This window comes from Gordonia sp. 'Campus' (assembly GCF_022206305.1).
GTDB lineage: Bacteria > Actinomycetota > Actinomycetes > Mycobacteriales > Mycobacteriaceae > Gordonia.
This window is the reverse complement of the sequence record NZ_JAKOIW010000026.1, coordinates 1-20,501: the sequence shown is the minus strand read 5'-3', so window position 1 is coordinate 20,501 and position 20,501 is coordinate 1. Positions and strand designations below refer to the sequence as shown.

Sequence of the window (20,501 nt, the reverse complement as noted above, 5' to 3'; positions counted from 1 at the left end):
TACGTCGCATAAGCAGACGGCGATATCTAACGCCCCGAGTCGGGCGGCACGAGCAAGGGAGCACGTATGAAGACCAAGGGTGCAGTTCTGCGGAATCCGGGCGAAGAGTGGAAGATCGAGGAATTCGAACTCGGCGACCCGGTGGCGGGCGAGGTCCAGGTCAAGCTCGTCAGCTCGGGCCTGTGCCACTCCGACCACCATCTGCGGACCGGTGACAGCCCCGCCCCGATGCCGGTCCTCGGCGGCCACGAGGGCGCGGGTGTGGTGACGAAGGTCGGACCCGGCGTCACGAAGCTCAAGGAAGGCGACCACGTCGTCACCGCGTTCATCCCCGCCTGCGGAACCTGCGAACCGTGCTCGCGCGGTCAGCAGAACATCTGTGACGAGGGAGCACGCCTGCTGACGGGTCTGTCCATCGCCGACGACACCAACCGCGCGTTCACCTCCGACGGGCTTCCCCTCGTGCAGATGTGCATGCTCGGCACCTTCGCGCCGTACATCACCGTCAACGAGGCGTCGTTGGTCAAGATCGAAGACGACATCCCGCTGCAGGCGGCCGCGCTCCTCGGCTGCGGCGTCGCGACCGGCTGGGGTTCGGCCGTCGAGATCGGTGGCACCCACGCCGGTGACACGGTGGTGGTCGTCGGCATCGGCGGTGTCGGCATCAACTCGATCCAGGGTGCGGCCGCCGCCGGCGCACGCAACGTCATCGCCGTCGATCCGGTGCCGTTCAAGTTGCAGATGGCCGAGAAGCTCGGTGCGACACATACCTTCCCGTCGATGGAGGCCGCGCTCGAGGCGATCGGCGACATCACCTGGGGCAAGATGGCCAACACGACGATCCTCACCGTGGGTGAGATCGACGGGTCGATGATCGCTCCCGCCCTCGCGCTCACCGGCAAGGCGGGCCAGGTCGTCGTGGTCGGCATGGGCAACTTCCAGTCGATGGACGCCCAGATGAACCTGTTCGACCTCACCCTCATGCAGAAGCGCGTGCAGGGCGCGATCTTCGGTGGCGCGAGCCCCCGCACGCAGGTACCGGCGCTGCTCAACGAATACCGCGCAGGCAAGCTCAACCTCGACGACCTGGTGACCAAGACCTACCGGCTCGACCAGATCAACGAGGCCTACGACGACATGCTGGCGGGCAACAACATCCGCGGCATGATCGTCTACGGCGAGGACGACTACTGAGCGGTCGCGCCTGATCGGTCAGACCGGATCAGCGAACCAGATCAACGACGCCAGGTCACCGTCCGGTGGCCTGGCGTCGCTGGTTCACCAGCAGATTGAGGAACCGGACGCCGAGCCCGAGCAGCAGCAGGGTGCTCGCCATCTGGATCGAGACCGCGACACGCGCCCCCTGCGAATCCGGCGCGATGTCACCGAAACCCGTCGTGGTGAACACGGTGAGACAAAAGTACAGGGCGTCGACGCGGGTGAGCGACTCGTTGAAGCTCCCGGGATCGTATTCGGAGAACAGGAAATAGGTCGTCGCGAACGACACGATGTAGAACCCGGCCAGCGCGACGAGCATCTCCATCGCGGTCGCGACCGGACGGTCCGAGTGCGCGAACTTGCGGACCTCCCACACGCAGAACGCGAGCAGCAGAAGAGCGCCCACCACCAGGCCGAGGTAGTTCAGATCGCTCGCCTTGTCGATGGGCAGCAGGAAATACCCGGCGAGCAGGACGACCGCCGCGCCGATGGGGCGCAACAGGGCGACCGTGAGTTCGCGCCCCCGGACCAGTCCGAGGGAACCGGCCGCCCCCGGCGCCGCCGGGGAACTCGAGTCCTGGGATCCTCCGTCAGCGCCGGGCACCGCGTTCACCAGATCCGGACGCGCTCAGCCTCGTCCAGATACAGTGCGTCACCTGGCTTCACGTCGAACGCCTCATAGAAGGCGTCCATGTTGCGGACGACGCCGTTGCACCGGAACTCCGGCGGCGAATGCGGGTCGATGGACAGTCGACGGATGGCCTCGGCATCCCGGGTCTTGGTGCGCCAGATCTGGGCCCAGCTGAAGAACACACGCTGAATGCCGGTCAACTCGTCGATCACCGGCGGCTCGCCGGTCTCATTCGGCCCGCTCGCTCCGCTCCCGGCGCCGGTCTCATTCGCGATCTGATAAGCCACGAGCCCGATCGACAACCCACCGAGATCGCCGATGTTCTCGCCGATCGTGAACTCGCCGTTGACCTTGTACTCGGAGTCGAGCCCGACCGGGGTGAACTCACCGTACTGATCGATCAGCTTGCGTGTCCGCGACGAGAACTCCGACCGATCGGCGTCGGTCCACCAGTCGACGAGGTTGCCGTCGCCGTCGTACTTGGCGCCCTGGTCGTCGAAGCCGTGGCCGATCTCGTGACCGATCACCGCGCCGATCCCGCCGTAGTTCGCGGCGTCGTCGGCCTCCGGGTCGAAGAAGGGCGGCTGCAGGATCGCGGCGGGGAAAACGATCTCGTTCATGCCGGGGTTGTAGTAGGCGTTGACCGTCTGCGGCGTCATGAACCACTCGTCCCGATCGACCGGCGAGCCGATCTTCGCGAACTCACGATCCTGCTCGAACGACGAAGCGCGCGCGACGTTTCCGATGAGGTCGCCGCGGTCGACGCACAGCGAGCTGTAGTCCCGCCACTTGGCCGGATAGCCGACCTTCGGGGTGAACTTGCCGAGTTTGACCAGGGCCTTCTCCCGGGTGTCGGGGGTCATCCACGGCAGGTCGGAGATGTTGCGGCGGTACGCCTCGACCAGGTTGGCGATCAGCTCGTCCATCCGGGCCTTGGCCTCCGGCGGGAAGTGCTTGGCCACATACAATTTGCCGACCGCGAAGCCCATCGCCGCCTCGACGAAGCCCACGCCGCGCTTCCACCGGTCGCGGTTGGACTCGGCGCCGGTGAGGGTGCGGCCGTAGAAGTCGAAGTTCTCGTCGACGAACGCCGAGGACAGATACGGTGCCGCCGAGCGCAGCAGACGCCAGGTCAGCCATGTCTTCCACTCGTCGAGCGGACGCGAACCGAGGAGGCCCGACACCCCGGACACGAAGGACGGCTGTGCGACGACAACCTCGCCGAAGGTCGCGTCGCCGCTGGTGCCCAGTCCACCGAACCATTCGCTGAGCGGGAATCCGTCTGCGGTCGACGACAATTCGTCCAGCGGCATGAGGTTGTAGGTGAGTTCGGCATCGCGGCGGCGGACGACGTCCCAGTGTTCCGCGGCGATCGCGGTCTCGAGGTCGAGCACGGTCGCGGCACGCGTGGCGGCGTCGTCGAATCCGGCCAACGCGAACATCCGCTCGACGTGCGCGACATACGCCGTCCTCGTCTCGGCATGCTTGTCGGTGCCGTCCGAACCGGGCCGGTAATACGACTCGTCGGGCAGCCCGAGCCCGGACTGGGTGAGATGCACGAGGTAGCGGTCGGACTGCCGGGCGTCGGTGTCGACGTAGAAGCCGAACAGTCCGCCTGTCCCATGTCGTTGCAGCCGGCCGAGGCGACGAGCGAACGCATCGACGGAGTCGAGTGCCGCGATCTTCTCCAGCTCGCCGCTGATCGGGCCGATCCCGAGGGCTTCGATGTGGTCGGTGTCCATGAACGACGCGTAGAGGTCGCCGATCTTCTGTTCGTCCGACCCGCTCTCGGGGTTCGACGCCGCGCACTCGGTGATGATGTCGCGGACGTTCTCCTCGGAGTTGTCACGCAGCACGTGGAACGCGCCGTCGACCGAACGGTCGTCAGGGATGACATGCGAGTCGAGCCACTTCCCGTTCACGTGCGCGAACAGATCGTCCTGGATGCGGACGGACTCGTCGACCCACTCGAGGTCGAGGCCGGACTTGAGGTCTGTGTTCGATGCAGTCACGCGTTCCATCCTGACACCCGATCGCGAATTCGTCAGCCGCGTCAGCCGTGGGCGGAATCCGCGGCAGGCGTCGCTCCGCTCCGCGCGGAGCAGGGCCGGTAGAGATGCGCCACCTGACATCAACTGCGCTGGTTACGGCTAGCGCAGTTCACCACAACCAGCGCAGCTGTCATCCGCACCTTGGGGAGCAGGGCCGATCCCCGTCACCGCGGCGGCACTCGACCTACGCTGAACCAATGGACGCCGAACCAGTGGACGCTGAACCAATGGACGCTGAACCAATGGACCGCACCTATGACGTCGTCGTGATCGGTGGCGGTCCGGTCGGCGAGAACGTCGCCGACTACGCGATCCGGGGGAGCGATCGCACGGCGGTCGTGATCGAGCACGAGTTGATGGGCGGTGAGTGCTCGTATTGGGCGTGTATGCCGAGCAAGGCGCTGCTGGGTCCGGGGGCTGCGCTCGCGAGCGCCCGCGCGCTGGCGGGGGCGCGGGAACGGGTGAGCGGGGAGCGACCCGACCCGGCCGCGGTACTCGGTTGGCGGGACACCGTGACGAGCCGCGATGAATCCGGCCCCGGTCATGGCGGTCTGGGTCATGATGACGCCGGTCAGGTTCGCTGGGCCGAGGGCGCCGGAATCCACGTACTCCGCGGGCACGGCCGGATCTCCGGCGAACGACAGGTGACCGTCGGCGACACCGTGGTCACCGCCCGGCACGCGGTGGTCGTGGCGACCGGCAGCACGGCGTCGATCCCGTCCACACCCGGGCTCGTCGAGGCGAACCCGTGGACATCCCGCGATGCGACGAACGTCGTCGAGATCCCGGACCGTGTCCTGGTTCTCGGGGGCGGTGTCGTGGCCTGCGAGGCGGTCACCTGGTTGCTCGACCTCGGCGCCCGCGAGGTGGTGATGGCCATCCGGGGTGATCGGTTGCTGCCGAAGATGGAACCGTTCGTCTCGCAACGGGTCGCAGACGCATTGCGGGCTCGCGGGGCCGACATCCGTTTCGGAACCACCATCGAGTCCGTGGACCGTCCCGACGCCGCGCACACCGGTTACGGCCGCATCCACGGAGGTCCGGCCACCGTGCATCTCGCCGGGGACGGCGCTGGGGATGTCGTCGTCGACGAGATCCTGGTGGCCGCTGGAAGGTCGCCGGCCACAGGCGATCTCGGTCTGGAGACGGTGGAACTCGAACCGGGTGGTCCGATCCGCGTGGACGATCAGCTGACCGTTGCGGACCGCCCGTGGTTGTACGCGGTCGGGGACGTCAACGGCCGGAACGCGTTGACCCACATGGGCAAATACCAGGCGCGCGTGGCGGGCGATGTCATCGCCGCACGCGCGGAGGGACGAGCGCTCGACGATCCCCGGTTCGTCGCGAGCGCCGACCACGGTGCGGTCCCGCAGGTGGTGTTCACCCGACCGGGGGTCGCTTCGGTGGGGGTGACCGAGAAGCAGGCGAGAGACAGCGGTGTCGATGTACGGGTCGCCGACGGCGACATCTCGGTCGCCGGCTCGTACCTCGTCGACGCCGACTACTCCGGGCACGCGTGTCTCGTCGTCGACGCGAAGCGCGACGTTCTCGTCGGCGCCACCTTCGTGGGTGCGCAGACCGCCGATCTCGTCCATTCGGCGACGGTGGCGATCGTCGGCGAGGTCCCGTTGTCGCGGTTGTGGCACGCGGTTCCGTCGTATCCGACGGTCAGCGAGGTGTGGCTGCGCCTCCTCGATCAGTTGAGGTGACCGGTCAGAAACTGAGGCGCCGGATCTTCTCGGGCCGGATGACGATCCGCACCCATTCATCGGCGAGGATCTCAGCGAGATCTTGTGCGCGGGAAGGGTCGTCGAGGTCCCAGTAGCGGTCGGCGAGCCGGGCCGCGAGTTCACGGGCGGCCGCGCCGTCGGTCTCGACTCTGGCTGGGCCGGCAACGGAGATCCAGCGTTCGCGCTCCTCGACCGGTGTCGCGACGACGATGGAGGCGCGCGGGTCGGTGTCGAGACGACGGACCTTCAACGACTTGGGGCCGGTGAAGATCTGGATCTCACCATCGTCAGTGGCCTCGAACCAGACCGGTCGTGGCTGTGGGGGTGTCGGGCCGGACGCCGTCGAGAAGAAGCCGAGCAGGGGGCGGGCCAGGAAGTCGAGGTCGTCGGCGTCGAGGGTGTCCGTTCGGGGCGCGTCGGTGTCGCTCATGGTCGGTACAACCCGTTGGTCGGCGGAACATTCCTCACGGAGGATTGGTCTGACCACTTGACCACCAGTCCGGTCGGCGTTACCGTCGCCGCATGCCGTTCGAGCCCGTGTCGCAGCAGACCGCACCCGAGATCGTGTTCGATCAGATCGTCGAGGGCGTGCTCTCGGGTGATCTGTCGGCGGGTGAGGCGCTGCCCAGTGAGCGGGAGCTCGCCCGCATCCTCGGTGTCTCCCGGCCGACCGTGCGCGAAGCCCTCAAGCGTGTGGCCGCCGCGGGTCTGGTCACCATTCGTCAAGGCGACGGTGCGCGGGTTCAGGACATCGCCCGCTCGGGCGGTCTCGATCTGCTTCCGCGCCTGCTGATCCGGGGCGGCGCGCTGGTACCCGGGGTGGCCCGTTCGATCGTCGAGGCGCGGGCGGCGATCGGGCCGGATGTCGCCCGACTGGCAGCGCAACGAGCCGACGACGGGCACCTCGCGCGACTCGAGACGGTGGTCACCGAGTTGGCGGCCGAACCCAATCCCGTCGGACAGCAGGTCGTGGCGCTGGAGTTCTGGAGCACGGTCATCGACGCGGCCGACTCGATCGCGTTCCGGCTCATGTACAACTCGCTGCGCGCCGCGTATGAGCCGGCGGTCCCCGCGCTCGCGGCGGTCCTGGAGCCCGAAGTCGGGAACATCGCGGGTTACCGGGCTCTCGTCACGGCCATCGCGGCGCACGACGCCGGGCGTGCGGAGAGTGCTGCCCGTGACCTGCTCGCACCCGCCACGGCCGCGTTGCTCGAACTCTGTCAGGCACTCCAAGCAGCAGAAACCACAGCAGGAGAGGGAAACTGATGTCCACCGACGACCTCGACGCCGAGCGCATCGACAACAGGGCGCGACGGCAGGTCGCCGCCGAGGAACGCCGCATGAGGTCACGCCGGTCGATGACCCTGCGTGCCGCGTTCGCCGAGTTCCTCCGGCACCCGTCGCCCTGGATCATGTTCGGGTTCTTCTCGATCGCGCTGGCCGCGCGGACGTGGTTGGGTGACTGGGGGATCGCCGATCTCCTCGTGCCCGTGGTGATGATCGCGAGTTTCCCGGCGGTGGAGTGGCTGATCCACGTCTTCGTCCTGCATTGGCGACCCAAGCGGCTCGGGCCGGTCACGATCGACCCCCTCGTCGCCCGCAAACATCGTGAGCACCACTCGGATCCGCGGGACATCCCGCTGGTCTTCATTCCGTGGCAGGTTCTGGTAACGGTGGTGCTCGTGGCCGTCGCAGTGGGCCTCGTGGTGTTCGCCAGTCCCCAACGCGGACTGACCTTCATGACGGTGCTGGCGGCGATCGGGCTGGTGTACGAGTGGACGCACTACCTGATCCACTCCGACTACCGTCCCCGGCACGCGTTCTACCGCAGGCTGTGGCGCAATCACCGGTTCCACCACTACCGCAATGAGCACTACTGGTTCGCCGTCACCACCGCGGGCACCGTCGACCGCCTGCTGCACACCTACCCCGACCCCGAATCGGTCGAGAAGTCGCCGACCGCCAAGGACCTGCACGCACTGCGGGACCGCCCGGCGGTCAGGAACTGAGGCGGTCTTTCACCGGGCGGCACGATGTGTCGACGCCAGCTCGTCGATCAGGGGTCCGAACGCGTGGTCCAGGTGCGCCGCGTGCGACGTCCCGTCGAGTACGCGTCGGCGGAACCCGCACCGATCGGCGACGGCGTCGACCGATGCGTGCCGTGCGGCCGACGACCGCTCACCCACCGTGACGGTCACCGACGCGGCGTCGATGAGTGGTTTCCGGGGCTCGAACGCGCGGAACATCGCGAGTTCTCGTGCTACGACAGCTATGTCGGCCGACGTCATCTCCGCGCTCCAGCCCGGGCCGTAGAGCGCCCGCCCGAAACCCGGGACGCCGGACTGCCGGAACCCGTCCACGACGTGGTCGAGCAGGCCCGGCGCGAGTGATCCGGCGGCCGGTTCGTGCAGAACGGCCATCGCCATCTCGACGCCGCGGGCGGCCAATTCGAGGCCGAGCGTGGCGCCCCCGCTCACGCCGAGGACCAACGCCCCTTGGCACAGGGGCGCGAGGAACCCGACTTCGGTGTCCAGGCAACCGGATTGGGGGCGGACGGGCACGTCGACATCGAAACCCGCCGCGACGAGGGCGCGGGCCGTCGAATCCCACACCGGTGGGTCGGTGGCCACGCCGCAGACCAGGACCGCGCGCCGCGGTGCCGTCACGAGCCGACTGTCGCGGTGACCGAGTCGAGGGTGCGCATCAGCTGCGCCGACGTCGCCGTCGCCCCGAAGACCCCGCCCTGCATAGCGATCATGCTCAGTGCGGCCAGGTGGTGATCGTGGTCGGTCGCCCCCGTGCAGTCCGACAGCACCAGGCACTCGAATCCGCGGTCGTTCGCCTCGCGCATCGTGGTGTGGACGCAGACGTCGGTGGTGATCCCGGTGAGGATCAGGTGGGTGATCCCGGCCGCCCGCAGGATCAGGTCGAGATCGGTGGCATAGAACGCGCCTTTGCCGGGTTTGTCGATGATGGGCTCGCCCGGAAGGGGAGCGACCTCGGGAACGATCTCCCACCCGGGCTCGCCGCGGACGAGGATCCGGCCGCAGGGTCCGGTCGAACCGATCTCGGCGCCGGCGCGAGCCGATCGCCAGCGTTTGTTGGCCGGCAGGTCGGTGAGGTCGGGTCGATGACCTTCGCGGGTGTGCACGACCAGCATCCCGGCGTCTCGGCAGGCATCCAGGACCGTCGCGGTCGGCGCGAGCCCGACTCTGGTCAACGACAGGTCGTATCCCATCGAGTCGACATATCCACCCGGACCGCAGAAGTCGACCTGCCAGTCGATCAGCAACAGGGCGGTGCGCCGGACGTCGAGTGTGCCGTCGTAGGGCCAGGCATAGGGGTGGGCGTCGACGGTGGGGGTCATCGGAGTGCTCCTGGATTCGGGGTGTCGGTCGGGGGCTCGACCTCGTAGACGACGGTGACGCTGCCGCCGCCGGGGCGGCCCTGGTGTTCGGCTCCGCCGGAGACGTACACGGCTCCGTCGCCCTTGACCGCGGCGGCGAGCGCGCCGACCGCGGCCCGTGCGTGACGGGTGGCGTTGATGTCGGAGTCGGTGAGCATGGTGTGACGCAGCCCCCGGATGGTCCCCGTGGGATCGGACTCGGCCTTGACGAACAACTGCCGGATCCGGCCGCCCGCGCGGGCGACGACGGCAGCAGCGTCCTGCAGCGCGGCGAGGTCATAGGCGTCGGTCATCTCGGTGTGCAACGCCCGCAACGGGTTCGACGCCGCCGGGCTCTCGCCGAGGACCAGGACGTGGCAGGTGTCCAGTTCGGCGCCGGCGCTGGCCGATGCCCGGTTGGACCACGCCTGACGCAGACCCAGCAGCGCCGCCTGCGCCGTGTCGTCGTCGATCTCGCCCAGTGCCGCGGCGACGCCCAGAGAACTGGCCGCACGCGAGCGCGCCATCGACTCATAGGTGTCGTCGCTGACGGGTTCGACACCGCGGCTACGCAATCCGGCGATGTCGGTCGAGGTGAGCAGGGGGCATTTGACGAGCACCAGGTGCACGTCGTCCGAACCGATGCCGAGATCGACGAGGAGTTTGGCGACGGTGTCCCGGACCGCTTCGCACTGACCGGCACGCCCCAGTTCCTCGAGCGGGATCACCGGGGTGGTCCCGACGGCCGCGACGAGGCCCCGGTCGTGGCGGGGGTCGCGGGAGTCGTCGGCGACGAGCAGGTTCACGTGCGGTGCGAGAACACCTTCGGTTCCACCGGAGAACACCGTGATCGCGTCATCGGTCAGTCGTGGTCCCCAGGCAGCCGCGGCCAGGGTCCGGCTGAAATCGTTGACGCAACCGTTGCCCTCGGTCTTGCCGACCACGGCGAGGACGTCGTCGATCGACGATCCGTTCTCGGCCAACATGTCCAGTGCGGCTGTGTCGTCTGGTCCGGTGGTGGGGACGGTCAGCAGTCGTACGCCGGTCACGCCACGGTCTCCTTGTCGGTGATGGGGTCCGCCGTGGGCGGATCGGTGCGACCGCCCCGGTCGGAACGCTTGCGGCCGGGCAGATGATGGAAGAAGAGGTTCAGCACGAAGGCGGTGATCACCGCGCTGTTGATCGCGTTGCCGAAGATGATCTGCACCTCGGCCGGGAAGTTGCTGTACACGTCCTTCGCGACGACCGGGATCATGCCCGCCCCCAGCGCGAGGGACACGATCAGCAGGTTGTCGTTGTCGCGGTAGTCGACCTTGGACAGAGTGGCGATACCGGTTCCGGCGACCGTCGCGAACATCACCAGGCTCACCGAGCCGATGACGGCACCGGGCAGGCTGGCGATGGTCTCGCCGAGCTTCGGGATCACGGCGAGGACGATCAGGATCGCCCCCGCGACGACGACCACCGTCCGGCTCGTCACCTTCGTGAGCCGGACGAGGCTGACGTTCTGCGCGAAGATGGTGTCCGGGAACGAGGTCCACGCGCCGGCGAGAACCGCGGAGACGCCGTCGGCGGCGAGGCCGCGGGCGATGCGTGGCGGGTCGGCGTCGATTCCGGTGGTCTCCGAGATCGCCATCATGTACGCCGTGGACTCGATGAAGATGACGATCATCACGATGCTCATCGAGATGATGCCGGCGAGGGGGAAGGTCGGGGCGCCGAAGAAGAACGGCTCGGGGACGCCGAACCACGCGGCGCCGCCGACCCCGGAGAAGTCGGTCAGCGACATCGCTGCGGCGGCACCGGTGCCCAGCACCAGGGCGATGAGAACCGCTGCCTGACGCAGGAATCCGGTTCCGTAGCGCATCAGCGCGACCACCACGATGACGATGCCGAGGGCCAGGGACAGCCGGGTCCCGTCGGCGGGCTCGTCGTCGAAGATCATGGACACGGCCTTGCCGATGAGCGAGAGGCCGATCATCGTGACCGCGGCGCCGCGGACCGCGGGTGGGAAGAAGCGCAGCAGCTTCGAGAACGGGACCGCCATCAGGATGGCGAACACGCCCGCGCCGATCATCGAGCCGTAGACCGCGTTGAGGCCGTACTCCTGGCCGATGAGGATCATCGGCGTGACCGCGGTGAACGATGCGCCTGCGACCACCGGCATGCGGGCACCCAGGAACTTCCCGATGCCCGCAGCCTGGATGATGGTCACGATGCCGGCGATCAACAGGTCGGCGTTGACGAGCATGCCGATGGTCTGCCGGTCGAGGCCGAGGGCGGCGCCGAAGACCAGGGGAACGGTGACGCAGCCGGTGTACATGACGATGACGTGCTGGGCACCGAAGACACCGGTGCGCCACCACCCGGTGACGCCGAGTGTGCCGGCGCGGGCTCTGACGAGTTTGTGCATGCCGTAATTCGTATACGTTCTGCGTGTCCGGGACGTTAGGTTGCGTTACCTACTCGTTAAACGCGCCAAGGTCGTATACGAAAACCGGTTCACAGCAACGCGCGCACCAGATCCTCGTCCTTGCGCACGTGCTCGTCCATGAGATACCCGGCCTGAACCGGGGAGCCGTCGAGGATGGCGCCGGCGATGGCGGTGTGGTCGCGCCAGCACCCGTCGGCGCGGGCGGCGACCTCCCGGTCGAAGACCCAGGCGATGCGTCGTAGCGTGCGGTCGAGTGTTCTGGCGAGTTCGCCGTTGCCCGACGCCGCGGCGACCAGCGCGTGGAACTGCATCACCAGGGGCGGGACCGCGTCATGTCGACGGGACTGCTCGGCGGCGGTCCCCGACTCCGTGATCGCGCGTAGCTGTTCGGCGTACTCGCCGCCGCGGCGCTCCGCGGCGAGTTGGGCGCCGAAGACCTCGAGGCCGCGACGTACCTGCATCACTTCGAGCGCATCGGTACGGGACGCGCCGGAGACCGTCGCCCCCTTGTATCGCTCGAGATTGACGAACCCCTCACTCTGCAGCTGGGACAACGCCTCTCGCACGGGCACCCGCGACACCCCGAAGCGCTCGGCGAGCATGGGCTCGGGCAGGCGGTCGCCGGGGGCGAGCCGGCCGTCGAGTACGTCGTCGCGGATCGCGGCGGCGATCGCGTCCCTCGTCGCCGGCACGGTGATGGTCCGCACGGACAATGCGGGGTCGGGCGTCTCGGGTTCGGGCCTCACCGGAGTCAGGATAGGCGCGCAATCGACGAACCGACGCTCCGGCCGCGCCCCGGTGGGCGCCTCAGGCGCCGCCGAGGCCGCTCGCCATCGTCCACACCAGCACCTCGGACGGCTCGTCGGCCAGGATCGGGAGGGCGCCGGCGTCGACGCCGCGCAGTGCGTCGCCGGTCTCGAGTGTGATCGCGTCGGATGCCACGCGGATCGCGCCGTCGACGACGAACAGGTGCGTGTACCGGGATGCGGGCACGTCGACTGTGCTCCCGGCTGCGAGCCGGGCGGCGTAGAGCGTCGCACCCGAGTTGGCGATGGGGATCGCCGCTGCGCGATCGGGATCGCCGGACGCGACCGGCACGAGTCCGCCGGCGTCCAGACGCGGCCCGATGTCGGCCTGGGCGTAACTCGGGTCGAGACCGTGGCGGTCGGGCATGACCCACATCTGGATGTAGCGAACCGGTTCGGTCCCGGCGCCGGCCAGCCCCGGCCAGGGGTCGTTGCGTTCGGAGTGCTCGACGCCCGTGCCCGCGCTCATCCGCTGCACCAGTCCGCGGCGCAGCACCCCGGAATGTCCGGCCGAGTCGCGGTGGACCAGGGTCCCCGACACCACCCACGTGACGATCTCGCTCTCGCGGTGCGTGTGCAGATCGAAGCCCTCGCCGGGAGCCACGAGCTCCTCGTTGACCGCCAGCAACGAACCGAAATGAGTGTTCGACGGGTCGTAGTGGTCGCCGAAGGAGAAGCAGTGACGCGAGCTCAACCATTCGGTGCTCGTGAGGGCACGATCGTTGCTCCGGATCACCGTGAAAGCCATGCGCCCATCATCGCAGTCCGGCAGGGTGGGGGCGGACGGGCCGGCCTCCGCACGTCGGCGTCGAACGGCCATTCCGCATGCGTCGCGGTGTCAAAGGTCCCTCCGGCGAGATGAGTTCGTGACCGGCTTGATCCCCGAATGGAAGCTGGCGGCATCGATTTCGGGTGTGACAAGAGTGAAGATTGTTGTCATGAAGATCTGGGTCAAGCGCGCAACGACAGCCGCTTGTGCCGCGGTCTCGTGTGCGGTCATGGTGAGCTCGTGTGGATTCGCCGGTTCGTCGCACACGGGTGCCGCCGCCGCCATCGACGCATTCGCCGCCGCTCTCAGCCGCCAGGACGCGGGTGGAGCGGCCGAGTTCACGACCGCGCCGGGACAGGCCGGCAACAGTCTCACCACCACCCTGAAACAGATGTCGGCGCAGCAGGTCGACGTCGACGTCGAGAACCCCGTCGAGTACAGCGACGGAACCGCCACGTTCTCGGTCACCACCACGTGGAAGTGGGACAAGGATCGCGTCTACGAGTCCACCAGCGGCGGCACGGCGCGCAAGCTGTCGTCGGGCTGGAAGGTGACCTGGGATCCGGCCATCCTGCACCCCGGTCTGCCCGCGGGCGGCAACCTGCGCGAGATCCGCACCGACGCCACACCGGCTCCCACCGTGCGCAGCCGCACCGGCCGCGTGTTCATGTACGCGCAGCCGGTGAACGAGATCGTGCTCGACCCCACCCGGACCGGCGACGTCGACGCGTCGGCGCGGGCCCTGGCGGGCGTCATCGCACCGATCGCGCCCCTGATCACCGCGCAGGTCATCAAGGAGAAGCTGGGCGCGACCCCCGGCAAGGCGATCACCGCCGTCGGCCTGCGGGATTCCGACATGCAGGTTCTCGCGGGTGACCCGCGCCGCGTGCCCGGGGTCAGCGTCAACCGCTCCGATCAGCTCGTGATGGCCGACCGCAGACTCTCCTCGCCGCTGGAGGACGGGATCACCAACTACTGGCAGGCCATCCGCGACGCCACCGCCGGCTGGCAGGTCGAGATGGTCGGACCGGGTAGTGCACCCCGACGACTCGCCGGCGAACAGGGCCCGCCCGGACCCGACGTACTCTCGACCGTCGACCAGGGCGTGCAGCTCACGCTGGGCGACGCCGCGGTCGAGGTCGGTCAACCCGCGACCATCCTGACGCTCGACGCCCAGACCGGTGCGATCCTCGGCATGGCGCAGAACTCCTACGCCATCGACCGCGGCATCGACATCGACCAGCCCTATCCCGTCGGGTCGACGCTGAATCCGGTGTTCGACGCGGTCGGACGCGCGGCCGGACCGCAACCCGAACGGGCCGACGAGTTGCTCGACCGTCTGGGCCTCGGCGTGCAGTTCACCGTCCCCGGCGCGAGTGTTCCGACACCCACGAGTCCCGGCATCTCGACCATCGACTTCCGCCCCGGCCAGAACACGTTGTCGATGACGAACATGGCCGCGCTGGGGGTGGCGATGGCGCGCAGTGCTGCCGGGCAGGCGTCGTCGGTCCCGCCCCATGTGCTCAAGAACGTGCCGACCAAGGTCTCGGGCGGTGATCTCGGTGGCCTGGATCCCGCGATCGTGAAGCCGGTGCTCGGGGCCATGACCGCGACCGCGGCGACCGGCGACGCGAGTGACCTCAGGCGCGCGCCCGGTCTGCGGGCCCTCGTCGGAACCAACGGGCCCGAGGGGCCGGGATGGTTCGTGGGTCTCCAGGGCGGTCAGGTCGTCGTGATCTACACCGAGGGCCCGAAGTCGGGCACCGCGGCGCTGCAGGTCGCCCAGAAGTACTTCACGATCAAGTAGCGGCTCACGCCGAAGCGCGGCGTCCGAGCATCGCGAAGACGGCTCGCCAACCGAGGAGGAAGAGCGCCAGCACAACGGTGGCGACGATCACGAAGCTCACCGCGACGCCCTGACTGAGGATGAAGCGCAGGATCATCGCGACGGTGACCGTGCAGAACCACACGACGATGCCCACCGGGACCACACGGTCGGGCCGGAAGTCGTGGCCGAAGAAGTCGCTCGACCGGACGTGTGCGTAGACATAGGTGATGGACCATCCCGCGGCACAGCCGATGAGGAACGGCCACAGGGTGTGCAGCACGGAGACCGGCGCGTATCCCTCTTCGTGGCTGGCGCGTCCGATGAGGACGAAGACGGTGATCGCCACGGCGTCGAACAGCGCCGCGACAGGCCCGGTGGCGGTTCCGCGGGCCGGGGACGTCCCCGCCTCGGCCGTCTCGGAGCCCTCGGCCATGTTCGAGCTCAGCATGGTGGATTACCGTACCGGGTCCGACGGCGGATCGGTGTCGGACGTGTGAGGGGTTTCGGCTTGGCCGGGTCGCCCGGAGGGCGGATCGGCCCGGGAGTGGGTGTCGAGCGGCGGGGCCGGCCCGCGCTGCTGGGGTCGCGGATCCTGTTCGGCCTCGGCTGCCTCGGCGTCCTTCTCGACCTCGTCGATGAACGTGTCGTCGCGCTTGATGCGACTCCGGAACATGATGCCGATGACGCCCCAGCCGATCGCCGCGACGATGACGTAGCTGATGAGACGGTAGATCAGGACGGCGGTGATGGCGTCCGCCGCCGGCATCCCCGCACTGGTGAGAGCGGGGACGAGGACGGCGTCGACGACGCCGATGCCGCCCGGGAGCAGCGGGATGGCCGATCCCACGGCCTTGCCCGCCGCGTAGGCCACCATCAGTCCGGAGATGCTCGGATGGGCGTCGACGGCCCAGCACGCGAACATCAGGCACCCGACGTCGGCGACCCAGTTGAACAGGCTCCACCCGAATGCGACCGACGTGTCGCGCTTGCCGAGCTGGACCGCCCGGAGCTGCTCGAGGGTTTCGAAGAGGCGTTCGGTGCCGTGGGTCTCGGGCTTGTTGCGAAGCTGGTTGACCCAACCGAGCACGCGGATGCCGGTGCTCTTCAACGACTCCGGGTGGCTGGCCAGATACTGGAGCACGATCGCGACGGCCAGGAAACCGGCCACCGAGAACACGACGGAGAACGGGCTGGTCTTCGCGCCGGCGAGCAACGCGCCGCCGAATCCGAGGACGGCCAGCCCGATACCGGCGAGCAGGCCCGACATGACGACCTGCCACGACGCGATGACGGGCGTCGCACCCCACTTACGTGTCTCGCGGTAGGTGAAGGCCGGTGCGAGGACCTGCCCGCCGGGCATCGTCTGGCTCAGCGAGTTGGCTGCAAGGATGACCGACAGCGACTTCCACTGGGTGACGCGAACCCCCGCCGAACGCAGCAGCGCCCGCTGGACCTGCGCAAAACTGTCCATCGAGAGCATCGCGGCGACGAGACAGGCCGCCACCCAGCCCCACTCGATCTCTCCGATACGGAGCCAGGCGCCCTTGAGCTCGGGCCAGATCAGGACGATCTCGACGGTGAGGATGATCAGGACGACGGTGAGGAGAACCCACCGGACCCACCAGAAACGGGGACGCGTGGCCGGAGCTGTCGCGCCCCCCGGCGAGCCCACATCCTCCGTCGACATACGTGCCACCCTAGGGTAGGGGGCCGTCGCGCATGACCACCCCCATCGGGTACGCGCACTGTCTAGTGTTGCTTGCGTGAGCGAAGCCGAACGAGCCGACCGGCCGCGTGAGGCGCGTGACCTCGCGTCCATCGACCGGGCGAAGGTCCACCCGCAGGTGCGTGCAGCGGCCGAGTGGTCGTGGCGATTGCTGCTGATCCTCGCCGTGGGATACGTCGCGGCCAGGATGTTCGTCGAGTTCGAGGAAGTGCTCGTCCCGGTCGCGCTCGCCATTCTCATCTCGGCCATGCTCGTTCCCGGCGTCGACGCACTCGACCGGCGCGGGGTGCCCAGGTCCCTGGCGGTGATCATCAACCTCGTCGTGGCGATCGGCCTGCTCGCGGCCGTCATGACGTTCGTGGTCCGCGAGTTCATCGACGGCGTTCCCGAACTCGCGGAACAGGTACGGGTGACCGTCGAGAAGACCAGGGAATGGCTCATCAACGGACCCCTGGGGCTCGATCGAGAACAGGTGCGCAACCTCGGCACCGACACACTCGACTTCATCCAGCACAACCAGGACCGGGTCACCAGCGGCGCCCTGGCCACGGCCACCACGGCCACCGAGATCGTCACGGGTGCATTGCTGACCCTGTTCCTGCTGATCTTCTTCCTCTACGGCGGGGGGCAGATCTGGCAGTTCTCGGTCAAGCTCATCCCGGAGGCGAACCGGAATCGGGTGTGGGAAGCGGGGATCGCTGGGTTCGGGACGCTCGTCGGTTACGTCCGGGCGACCGTCGCGGTGGCCTTCGTCGACGCCTGCGGCATCGGTATCGGTCTCGCCATCCTGCAAGTGCCGCTTGCGCTTCCGTTGGCGTCGCTGGTGTTCCTCGGTGCGTTCATCCCGATCGTCGGCGCCCTCGTCACCGGTTCGCTGGCGGTGCTCGTCGCCCTGGTCACCCAGGGCTGGATCGCGGCCGTCGTCGCCCTCGCCATCGTCGTCGGCGTGATGCAGATCGAAAGCCATGTGCTGCAGCCGTTCCTGCTCGGCCGATCGGTACGTCTGCACCCGGTGGCGGTGGTCCTCGGGATCGCGGCCGGGCTGGTCTCGGCAGGCATCATCGGTGGCCTGCTCGCCGTGCCGCTGATCGCGTTCCTCAATACGGTCATCCGGCGCCTCCGGGGGCACGTCGACGACGATGACGATCGCGACAGGCCGGTCACCGAACCGGACCCGCCCGTCTGGGACACCGACGATCCCGACGCCGCGGCCGAGGCCCTCGTCGAGGGGGAGGGGCCGGGAGAGCAGGAGCCGGACGGGGATCGACGTCCATGACCCCGGACCCGATGGCGCGGGCCGTCGACAACGACCCGGTCGGGCCGCTCTGGCGCGGAGCGCAGATCTTCCGCCTGCTCTCCTACCTGTACGCGCTGGGTTTCCAGATCGCGGTCAACCCGGACCTGGACCGGGGCGGGGTCGCATGGGCACTGTTCGGTGTGTTGTCGGCGTGGACCCTGGCCAGCGGGATCGGATACTTCGTCGGCTTCGCGCGCACCGTCTACTGGGTGGGCGCCGAGGTGGTGGTGGTCTGCGTGCTGATGCTCTCGACGTCGTATGTCGCGGGCGCCGAATGGGCCTGGAACAACCAGACCTGGCCCACCACCCTGTGGGCGACCAACGCCGTCATCTCCGTCGCGATCCTCGCGGGCCCGGTCGGTGGCATCGTGGCGGGGCTGATCGTCGGCGGGACGAGCACGTTCGTGAAGGGTGAGCTCAACCTCGACTTCGGGCGCAACGCGACGATCATCGTGATCGTGGCGACCGGGATGGCGGTGGGGCTCGCTGCCGCGAATGCACGCAGGTCGCACGAGCAACTGTCCCGCGCCGCGCGGATCGCCGCCGCGGCCGAAGAACGGGAACGGCTGTCGCGCGAGGTGCACGACGGGGTGCTGCAGGTGCTGGCCCTCATCGCCCGTCGAGGTCGCGAGATCGGAGGTGCAACAAGCGAACTCGCGTCGCTGGCCGCCGAACAGGAGCGCGCCCTGCGTCGTCTCATCTCCGATGTCGACGAACCCGTCGACATGATTCCCGTCGTGTCCTCGTGCGCCGACCTCGCCGCCACGCTGCGCGCCCTGGCCGACGGCCGGGTCTCGGTCAGTGCCCCGGCCTTGCCGGTCACGGTCTCGGCGCACGTCGCAGCGGAGATCCGTGCCGCGGTCGTCAACGCCCTCGACAACGTCCGGCATCACGCCGGGCCGGACGCGCGGGCCTACATCCTCGTGGAGGATCTGGGCGATGATGTGGTGGTGAGCGTGCGCGACGACGGGATCGGGATAGCCGAGGGCCGACTCGCCCAGGCGGTGGCGCAGGGGCGGGTCGGGGTGTCGAAGTCCATCGTGGGCCGCATCGAATCACTGGGCGGCACAGCCACACTCGACACCGAACCAGGAGCGGGCACGGAGTGGGAGTTCACCGTTCCGCGAAACGAGAACGACGGCCGAGGGGAGCCGAGGACATGAGTGCAGACCGGAGTGACGGGGCCGCTACGCCCTTGCGGATCATGGTCGTCGACGATCATCCGATCTGGCGTGAGGCCGTGGCCCGCGACCTCGCCGAGGAAGGTTTCGACGTCGTGGCCACCGCGGACGGGGTGGGCAGTGCGGGTCGGCGCGCCGCGGCCGTCACCCCGGACGTCGTCCTGATGGACATGCAACTCCCCGACGGCACCGGGACCGAGGCGACCGCCGCCGTCCTCGAGGTGTCGCCGCGCACCCGCATCCTGGTGCTCTCGGCGTCGGGGGAGCGCGACGACGTTCTCGAGGCCGTGAAGGCCGGTGCGAGCGGTTATCTCGTGAAGTCCTCGTCGCGTGAAGAACTCGTCGACGCGGTGCGGGCCACCGCGGACGGACAGGCGGTGTTCACCCCCGGACTCGCCGGGCTCGTGCTCGGCGAGTACCGCCGGATGTCGCAGCAGCCCGACACCACCCCCGCCGCGCCGGTGCTCACCGACCGGGAGACCGAAGTGCTCCGACTCGTCGCGAAGGGGTTGAGCGCCAAACAGATCGCCCGACGACTCGATCTGAGCCACCGGACGGTCGAGAACCATGTCCAGGCAACCCTCCGCAAACTCCAGCTCGGCAACCGGGTGGAGCTGACGCGCTACGTCATCGAGCACGGGCTGGAGGAGGACTGAGGTACCGCCGGCAGGGCAAGGGGTCTGGCTCACAGAATACGTTCCCGCTCACCGAAATCGGGTGAGCGGGAACGGACTTCGTGAGCGGAGACCGCTTACTTCTGTGAGCGGCTGCGCTTCAGCAGTTCCTGGACGCTGATCTGTCCGTCGTCGCCGGTGTCATCGGAACGCGCGTGACGATCGGTGCGGGGACGCCGGCGGCGGGTGGAGTCGTCGGCCGAACGGGCGTCCTGCTCGCCGGACGTGGGTCCGGTGTCCGGCCGCGGAGCGGCGGCAGGCGTCGCGTCGGAGCTCAGTCCGCGCTCCATCGGCGAGGGACCGGCGACCCGACGACCGCGCGACGACGGTGTGGAGGTCTCCGGGCTCACCGACGCGGCGAGCGGGCGGCGTCCGGTCTCGTCGAGTGCCGGTCGACGGCCCAACGGGGACCGTTGTCCAGCAGCGGTTTCCGCAGCCGAACGGGCCGGTGCGGGCGCCGGGCGGGGCGCCGGTTCGGGGCCGCGGGCGGGACGCTCGTCGTTGCCGGGAGCGGCGTCGCCGAGACGGATCCCGCCCTCACCCAGACTCCAACCGCCGGTGTCCGGACGGTCGCTCTTCGGGATCGAGGGGCGACGATACGGGGCGACGGGCCGTCGTTCGACCGGTTCGGGCGCGGGCCCGCCTGCGGGCGGCGGGGTGGGGCCCACCCGGGCCGGTGCCGGACGAGGCGGAGTCGGCGCGGGACCACCGGCCGGGCGGCCTGCTCCGGGCTGCGGACCCGGAGCGCCGTTCGGTGAACCGGGCGTGTGC

General features: G+C 68.8%; 19 protein-coding genes and 1 pseudogene. 8 read left to right on the top strand and 12 right to left on the bottom strand.

The genetic code is table 11. From position 1 onward, the window contains the following. Nucleotides 1–66 precede the first annotated feature (66 nt). Complete coding sequence (locus tag MAY35_RS21020; protein WP_238423229.1) at nucleotides 67–1,194, top strand: NDMA-dependent alcohol dehydrogenase; 1,128 nt, start codon at nucleotides 67–69, stop codon at nucleotides 1,192–1,194. 55 nt (nucleotides 1,195–1,249) lie between these two features. On the opposite strand, the gene MAY35_RS21015 is transcribed toward MAY35_RS21020, so the two are convergent. Both MAY35_RS21015 and MAY35_RS21010 read right to left on the bottom strand, forming a co-directional pair. After that, complete coding sequence (locus tag MAY35_RS21015) at nucleotides 1,250–1,831, bottom strand: potassium channel family protein (RefSeq protein WP_374237993.1); 582 nt, start codon at nucleotides 1,829–1,831, stop codon at nucleotides 1,250–1,252. Then, nucleotides 1,828–3,870 carry a M13 family metallopeptidase gene (locus tag MAY35_RS21010; RefSeq protein WP_238423228.1) on the bottom strand — a complete coding sequence of 681 codons (2,043 nt, stop codon included), beginning with the start codon at nucleotides 3,868–3,870 and terminating at the stop codon, nucleotides 1,828–1,830. The genes MAY35_RS21015 and MAY35_RS21010 overlap by 4 nt, the downstream gene beginning before the upstream one ends. Before the next feature lie 257 nt (nucleotides 3,871–4,127). Between MAY35_RS21010 and MAY35_RS21005 the strand changes: the two genes are divergently transcribed. Beyond that, complete coding sequence (locus MAY35_RS21005) at nucleotides 4,128–5,609, top strand: NAD(P)/FAD-dependent oxidoreductase (protein ID WP_374237992.1); 1,482 nt, start codon at nucleotides 4,128–4,130, stop codon at nucleotides 5,607–5,609. 4 nt (nucleotides 5,610–5,613) lie between these two features. Here the strand turns inward: MAY35_RS21005 and MAY35_RS21000 are convergent, their stop codons facing one another. After that, nucleotides 5,614–6,060 carry a pyridoxamine 5'-phosphate oxidase family protein gene (locus MAY35_RS21000; protein ID WP_238423226.1) on the bottom strand — a complete coding sequence of 149 codons (447 nt, stop codon included), beginning with the start codon at nucleotides 6,058–6,060 and terminating at the stop codon, nucleotides 5,614–5,616. 92 nt (nucleotides 6,061–6,152) lie between these two features. On the opposite strand from MAY35_RS21000, the gene MAY35_RS20995 reads away from it, so the two are divergent. Both MAY35_RS20995 and MAY35_RS20990 read left to right on the top strand, forming a co-directional pair. After that, the gene (locus MAY35_RS20995; RefSeq protein ID WP_238423225.1) at nucleotides 6,153–6,896 is read left to right on the top strand and encodes a FadR/GntR family transcriptional regulator; all 744 of its coding nucleotides are present in this window, start codon (nucleotides 6,153–6,155) and stop codon (nucleotides 6,894–6,896) included. Then, entirely contained in the window at nucleotides 6,896–7,639 is a 744-nt protein-coding gene (locus MAY35_RS20990; RefSeq protein ID WP_238423224.1) for a sterol desaturase family protein, read from the top strand. The genes MAY35_RS20995 and MAY35_RS20990 overlap by 1 nt, the downstream gene beginning before the upstream one ends. Nucleotides 7,640–7,648: 9 nt before the next feature. Here the strand turns inward: MAY35_RS20990 and MAY35_RS20985 are convergent, their stop codons facing one another. The 6 genes from MAY35_RS20985 to MAY35_RS20960 form a co-directional block, all read right to left on the bottom strand. After that, nucleotides 7,649–8,296, bottom strand: a complete 648-nt coding sequence (locus MAY35_RS20985; protein ID WP_238423223.1) for an alpha/beta hydrolase — start codon at nucleotides 8,294–8,296, stop codon at nucleotides 7,649–7,651. Continuing rightward, on the bottom strand, nucleotides 8,293–8,997 hold the full coding sequence (locus MAY35_RS20980) for a cysteine hydrolase family protein (RefSeq protein ID WP_238423222.1): 705 nt from the start codon (nucleotides 8,995–8,997) through the stop codon (nucleotides 8,293–8,295). The genes MAY35_RS20985 and MAY35_RS20980 overlap by 4 nt, the downstream gene beginning before the upstream one ends. Continuing rightward, nucleotides 8,994–10,064: a ring-opening amidohydrolase gene (locus tag MAY35_RS20975; RefSeq protein WP_238423221.1), complete on the bottom strand. Its 1,071-nt coding sequence runs from the start codon at nucleotides 10,062–10,064 to the stop codon at nucleotides 8,994–8,996. Before MAY35_RS20975 ends, MAY35_RS20980 begins: the two co-directional genes overlap by 4 nt. Further along, entirely contained in the window at nucleotides 10,061–11,428 is a 1,368-nt protein-coding gene (locus MAY35_RS20970; protein WP_238423220.1) for a nucleobase:cation symporter-2 family protein, read from the bottom strand. The genes MAY35_RS20975 and MAY35_RS20970 overlap by 4 nt, the downstream gene beginning before the upstream one ends. A gap of 89 nt (nucleotides 11,429–11,517) precedes the next feature. Beyond that, a complete protein-coding gene (locus tag MAY35_RS20965) occupies nucleotides 11,518–12,195 on the bottom strand; it encodes a GntR family transcriptional regulator (RefSeq protein WP_238423219.1) in 678 nt (225 codons plus the stop codon). A 61-nt stretch (nucleotides 12,196–12,256) separates the two neighbouring features. Continuing rightward, entirely contained in the window at nucleotides 12,257–13,003 is a 747-nt protein-coding gene (locus tag MAY35_RS20960; protein ID WP_238423218.1) for a pirin-like bicupin family protein, read from the bottom strand. A gap of 190 nt (nucleotides 13,004–13,193) precedes the next feature. Between MAY35_RS20960 and MAY35_RS20955 the strand changes: the two genes are divergently transcribed. After that, nucleotides 13,194–14,831 (top strand): NTF2-like N-terminal transpeptidase domain-containing protein, encoded by a 1,638-nt coding sequence (locus tag MAY35_RS20955; RefSeq protein ID WP_238423217.1) that lies wholly within the window; start codon nucleotides 13,194–13,196, stop codon nucleotides 14,829–14,831. Nucleotides 14,832–14,835: 4 nt separating this feature from the next. Here the strand turns inward: MAY35_RS20955 and MAY35_RS20950 are convergent, their stop codons facing one another. Together MAY35_RS20950 and MAY35_RS20945 are read right to left on the bottom strand one after the other, a co-directional pair. Further along, on the bottom strand, nucleotides 14,836–15,300 hold the full coding sequence (locus tag MAY35_RS20950; RefSeq protein WP_238423216.1) for a DUF3054 domain-containing protein: 465 nt from the start codon (nucleotides 15,298–15,300) through the stop codon (nucleotides 14,836–14,838). A 6-nt stretch (nucleotides 15,301–15,306) separates the two neighbouring features. After that, nucleotides 15,307–16,539 carry a YbhN family protein gene (locus tag MAY35_RS20945; protein ID WP_238423215.1) on the bottom strand — a complete coding sequence of 411 codons (1,233 nt, stop codon included), beginning with the start codon at nucleotides 16,537–16,539 and terminating at the stop codon, nucleotides 15,307–15,309. Between the two features lie 76 nt (nucleotides 16,540–16,615). Between MAY35_RS20945 and MAY35_RS20940 the strand changes: the two genes are divergently transcribed. From MAY35_RS20940 to MAY35_RS20930, 3 genes are read left to right on the top strand one after another with little or no spacing between them, the layout of a single operon-like run. Then, a complete protein-coding gene (locus MAY35_RS20940) occupies nucleotides 16,616–17,854 on the top strand; it encodes an AI-2E family transporter (protein ID WP_238423214.1) in 1,239 nt (412 codons plus the stop codon). Next, nucleotides 17,851–19,038, top strand: coding sequence for a MacS family sensor histidine kinase (gene macS / locus MAY35_RS20935; protein WP_238423213.1), 1,188 nt, complete (start codon nucleotides 17,851–17,853; stop codon nucleotides 19,036–19,038). The genes MAY35_RS20940 and macS overlap by 4 nt, the downstream gene beginning before the upstream one ends. Further along, nucleotides 19,035–19,712, top strand: a complete 678-nt coding sequence (locus tag MAY35_RS20930) for a response regulator transcription factor (RefSeq protein WP_238423212.1) — start codon at nucleotides 19,035–19,037, stop codon at nucleotides 19,710–19,712. The genes macS and MAY35_RS20930 overlap by 4 nt, the downstream gene beginning before the upstream one ends. 95 nt (nucleotides 19,713–19,807) lie before the next feature. On the opposite strand, the pseudogene MAY35_RS20925 reads toward MAY35_RS20930, so the two are convergent. After that, nucleotides 19,808–20,501, bottom strand: a pseudogene (locus tag MAY35_RS20925) (RND transporter); the annotation flags it as partial.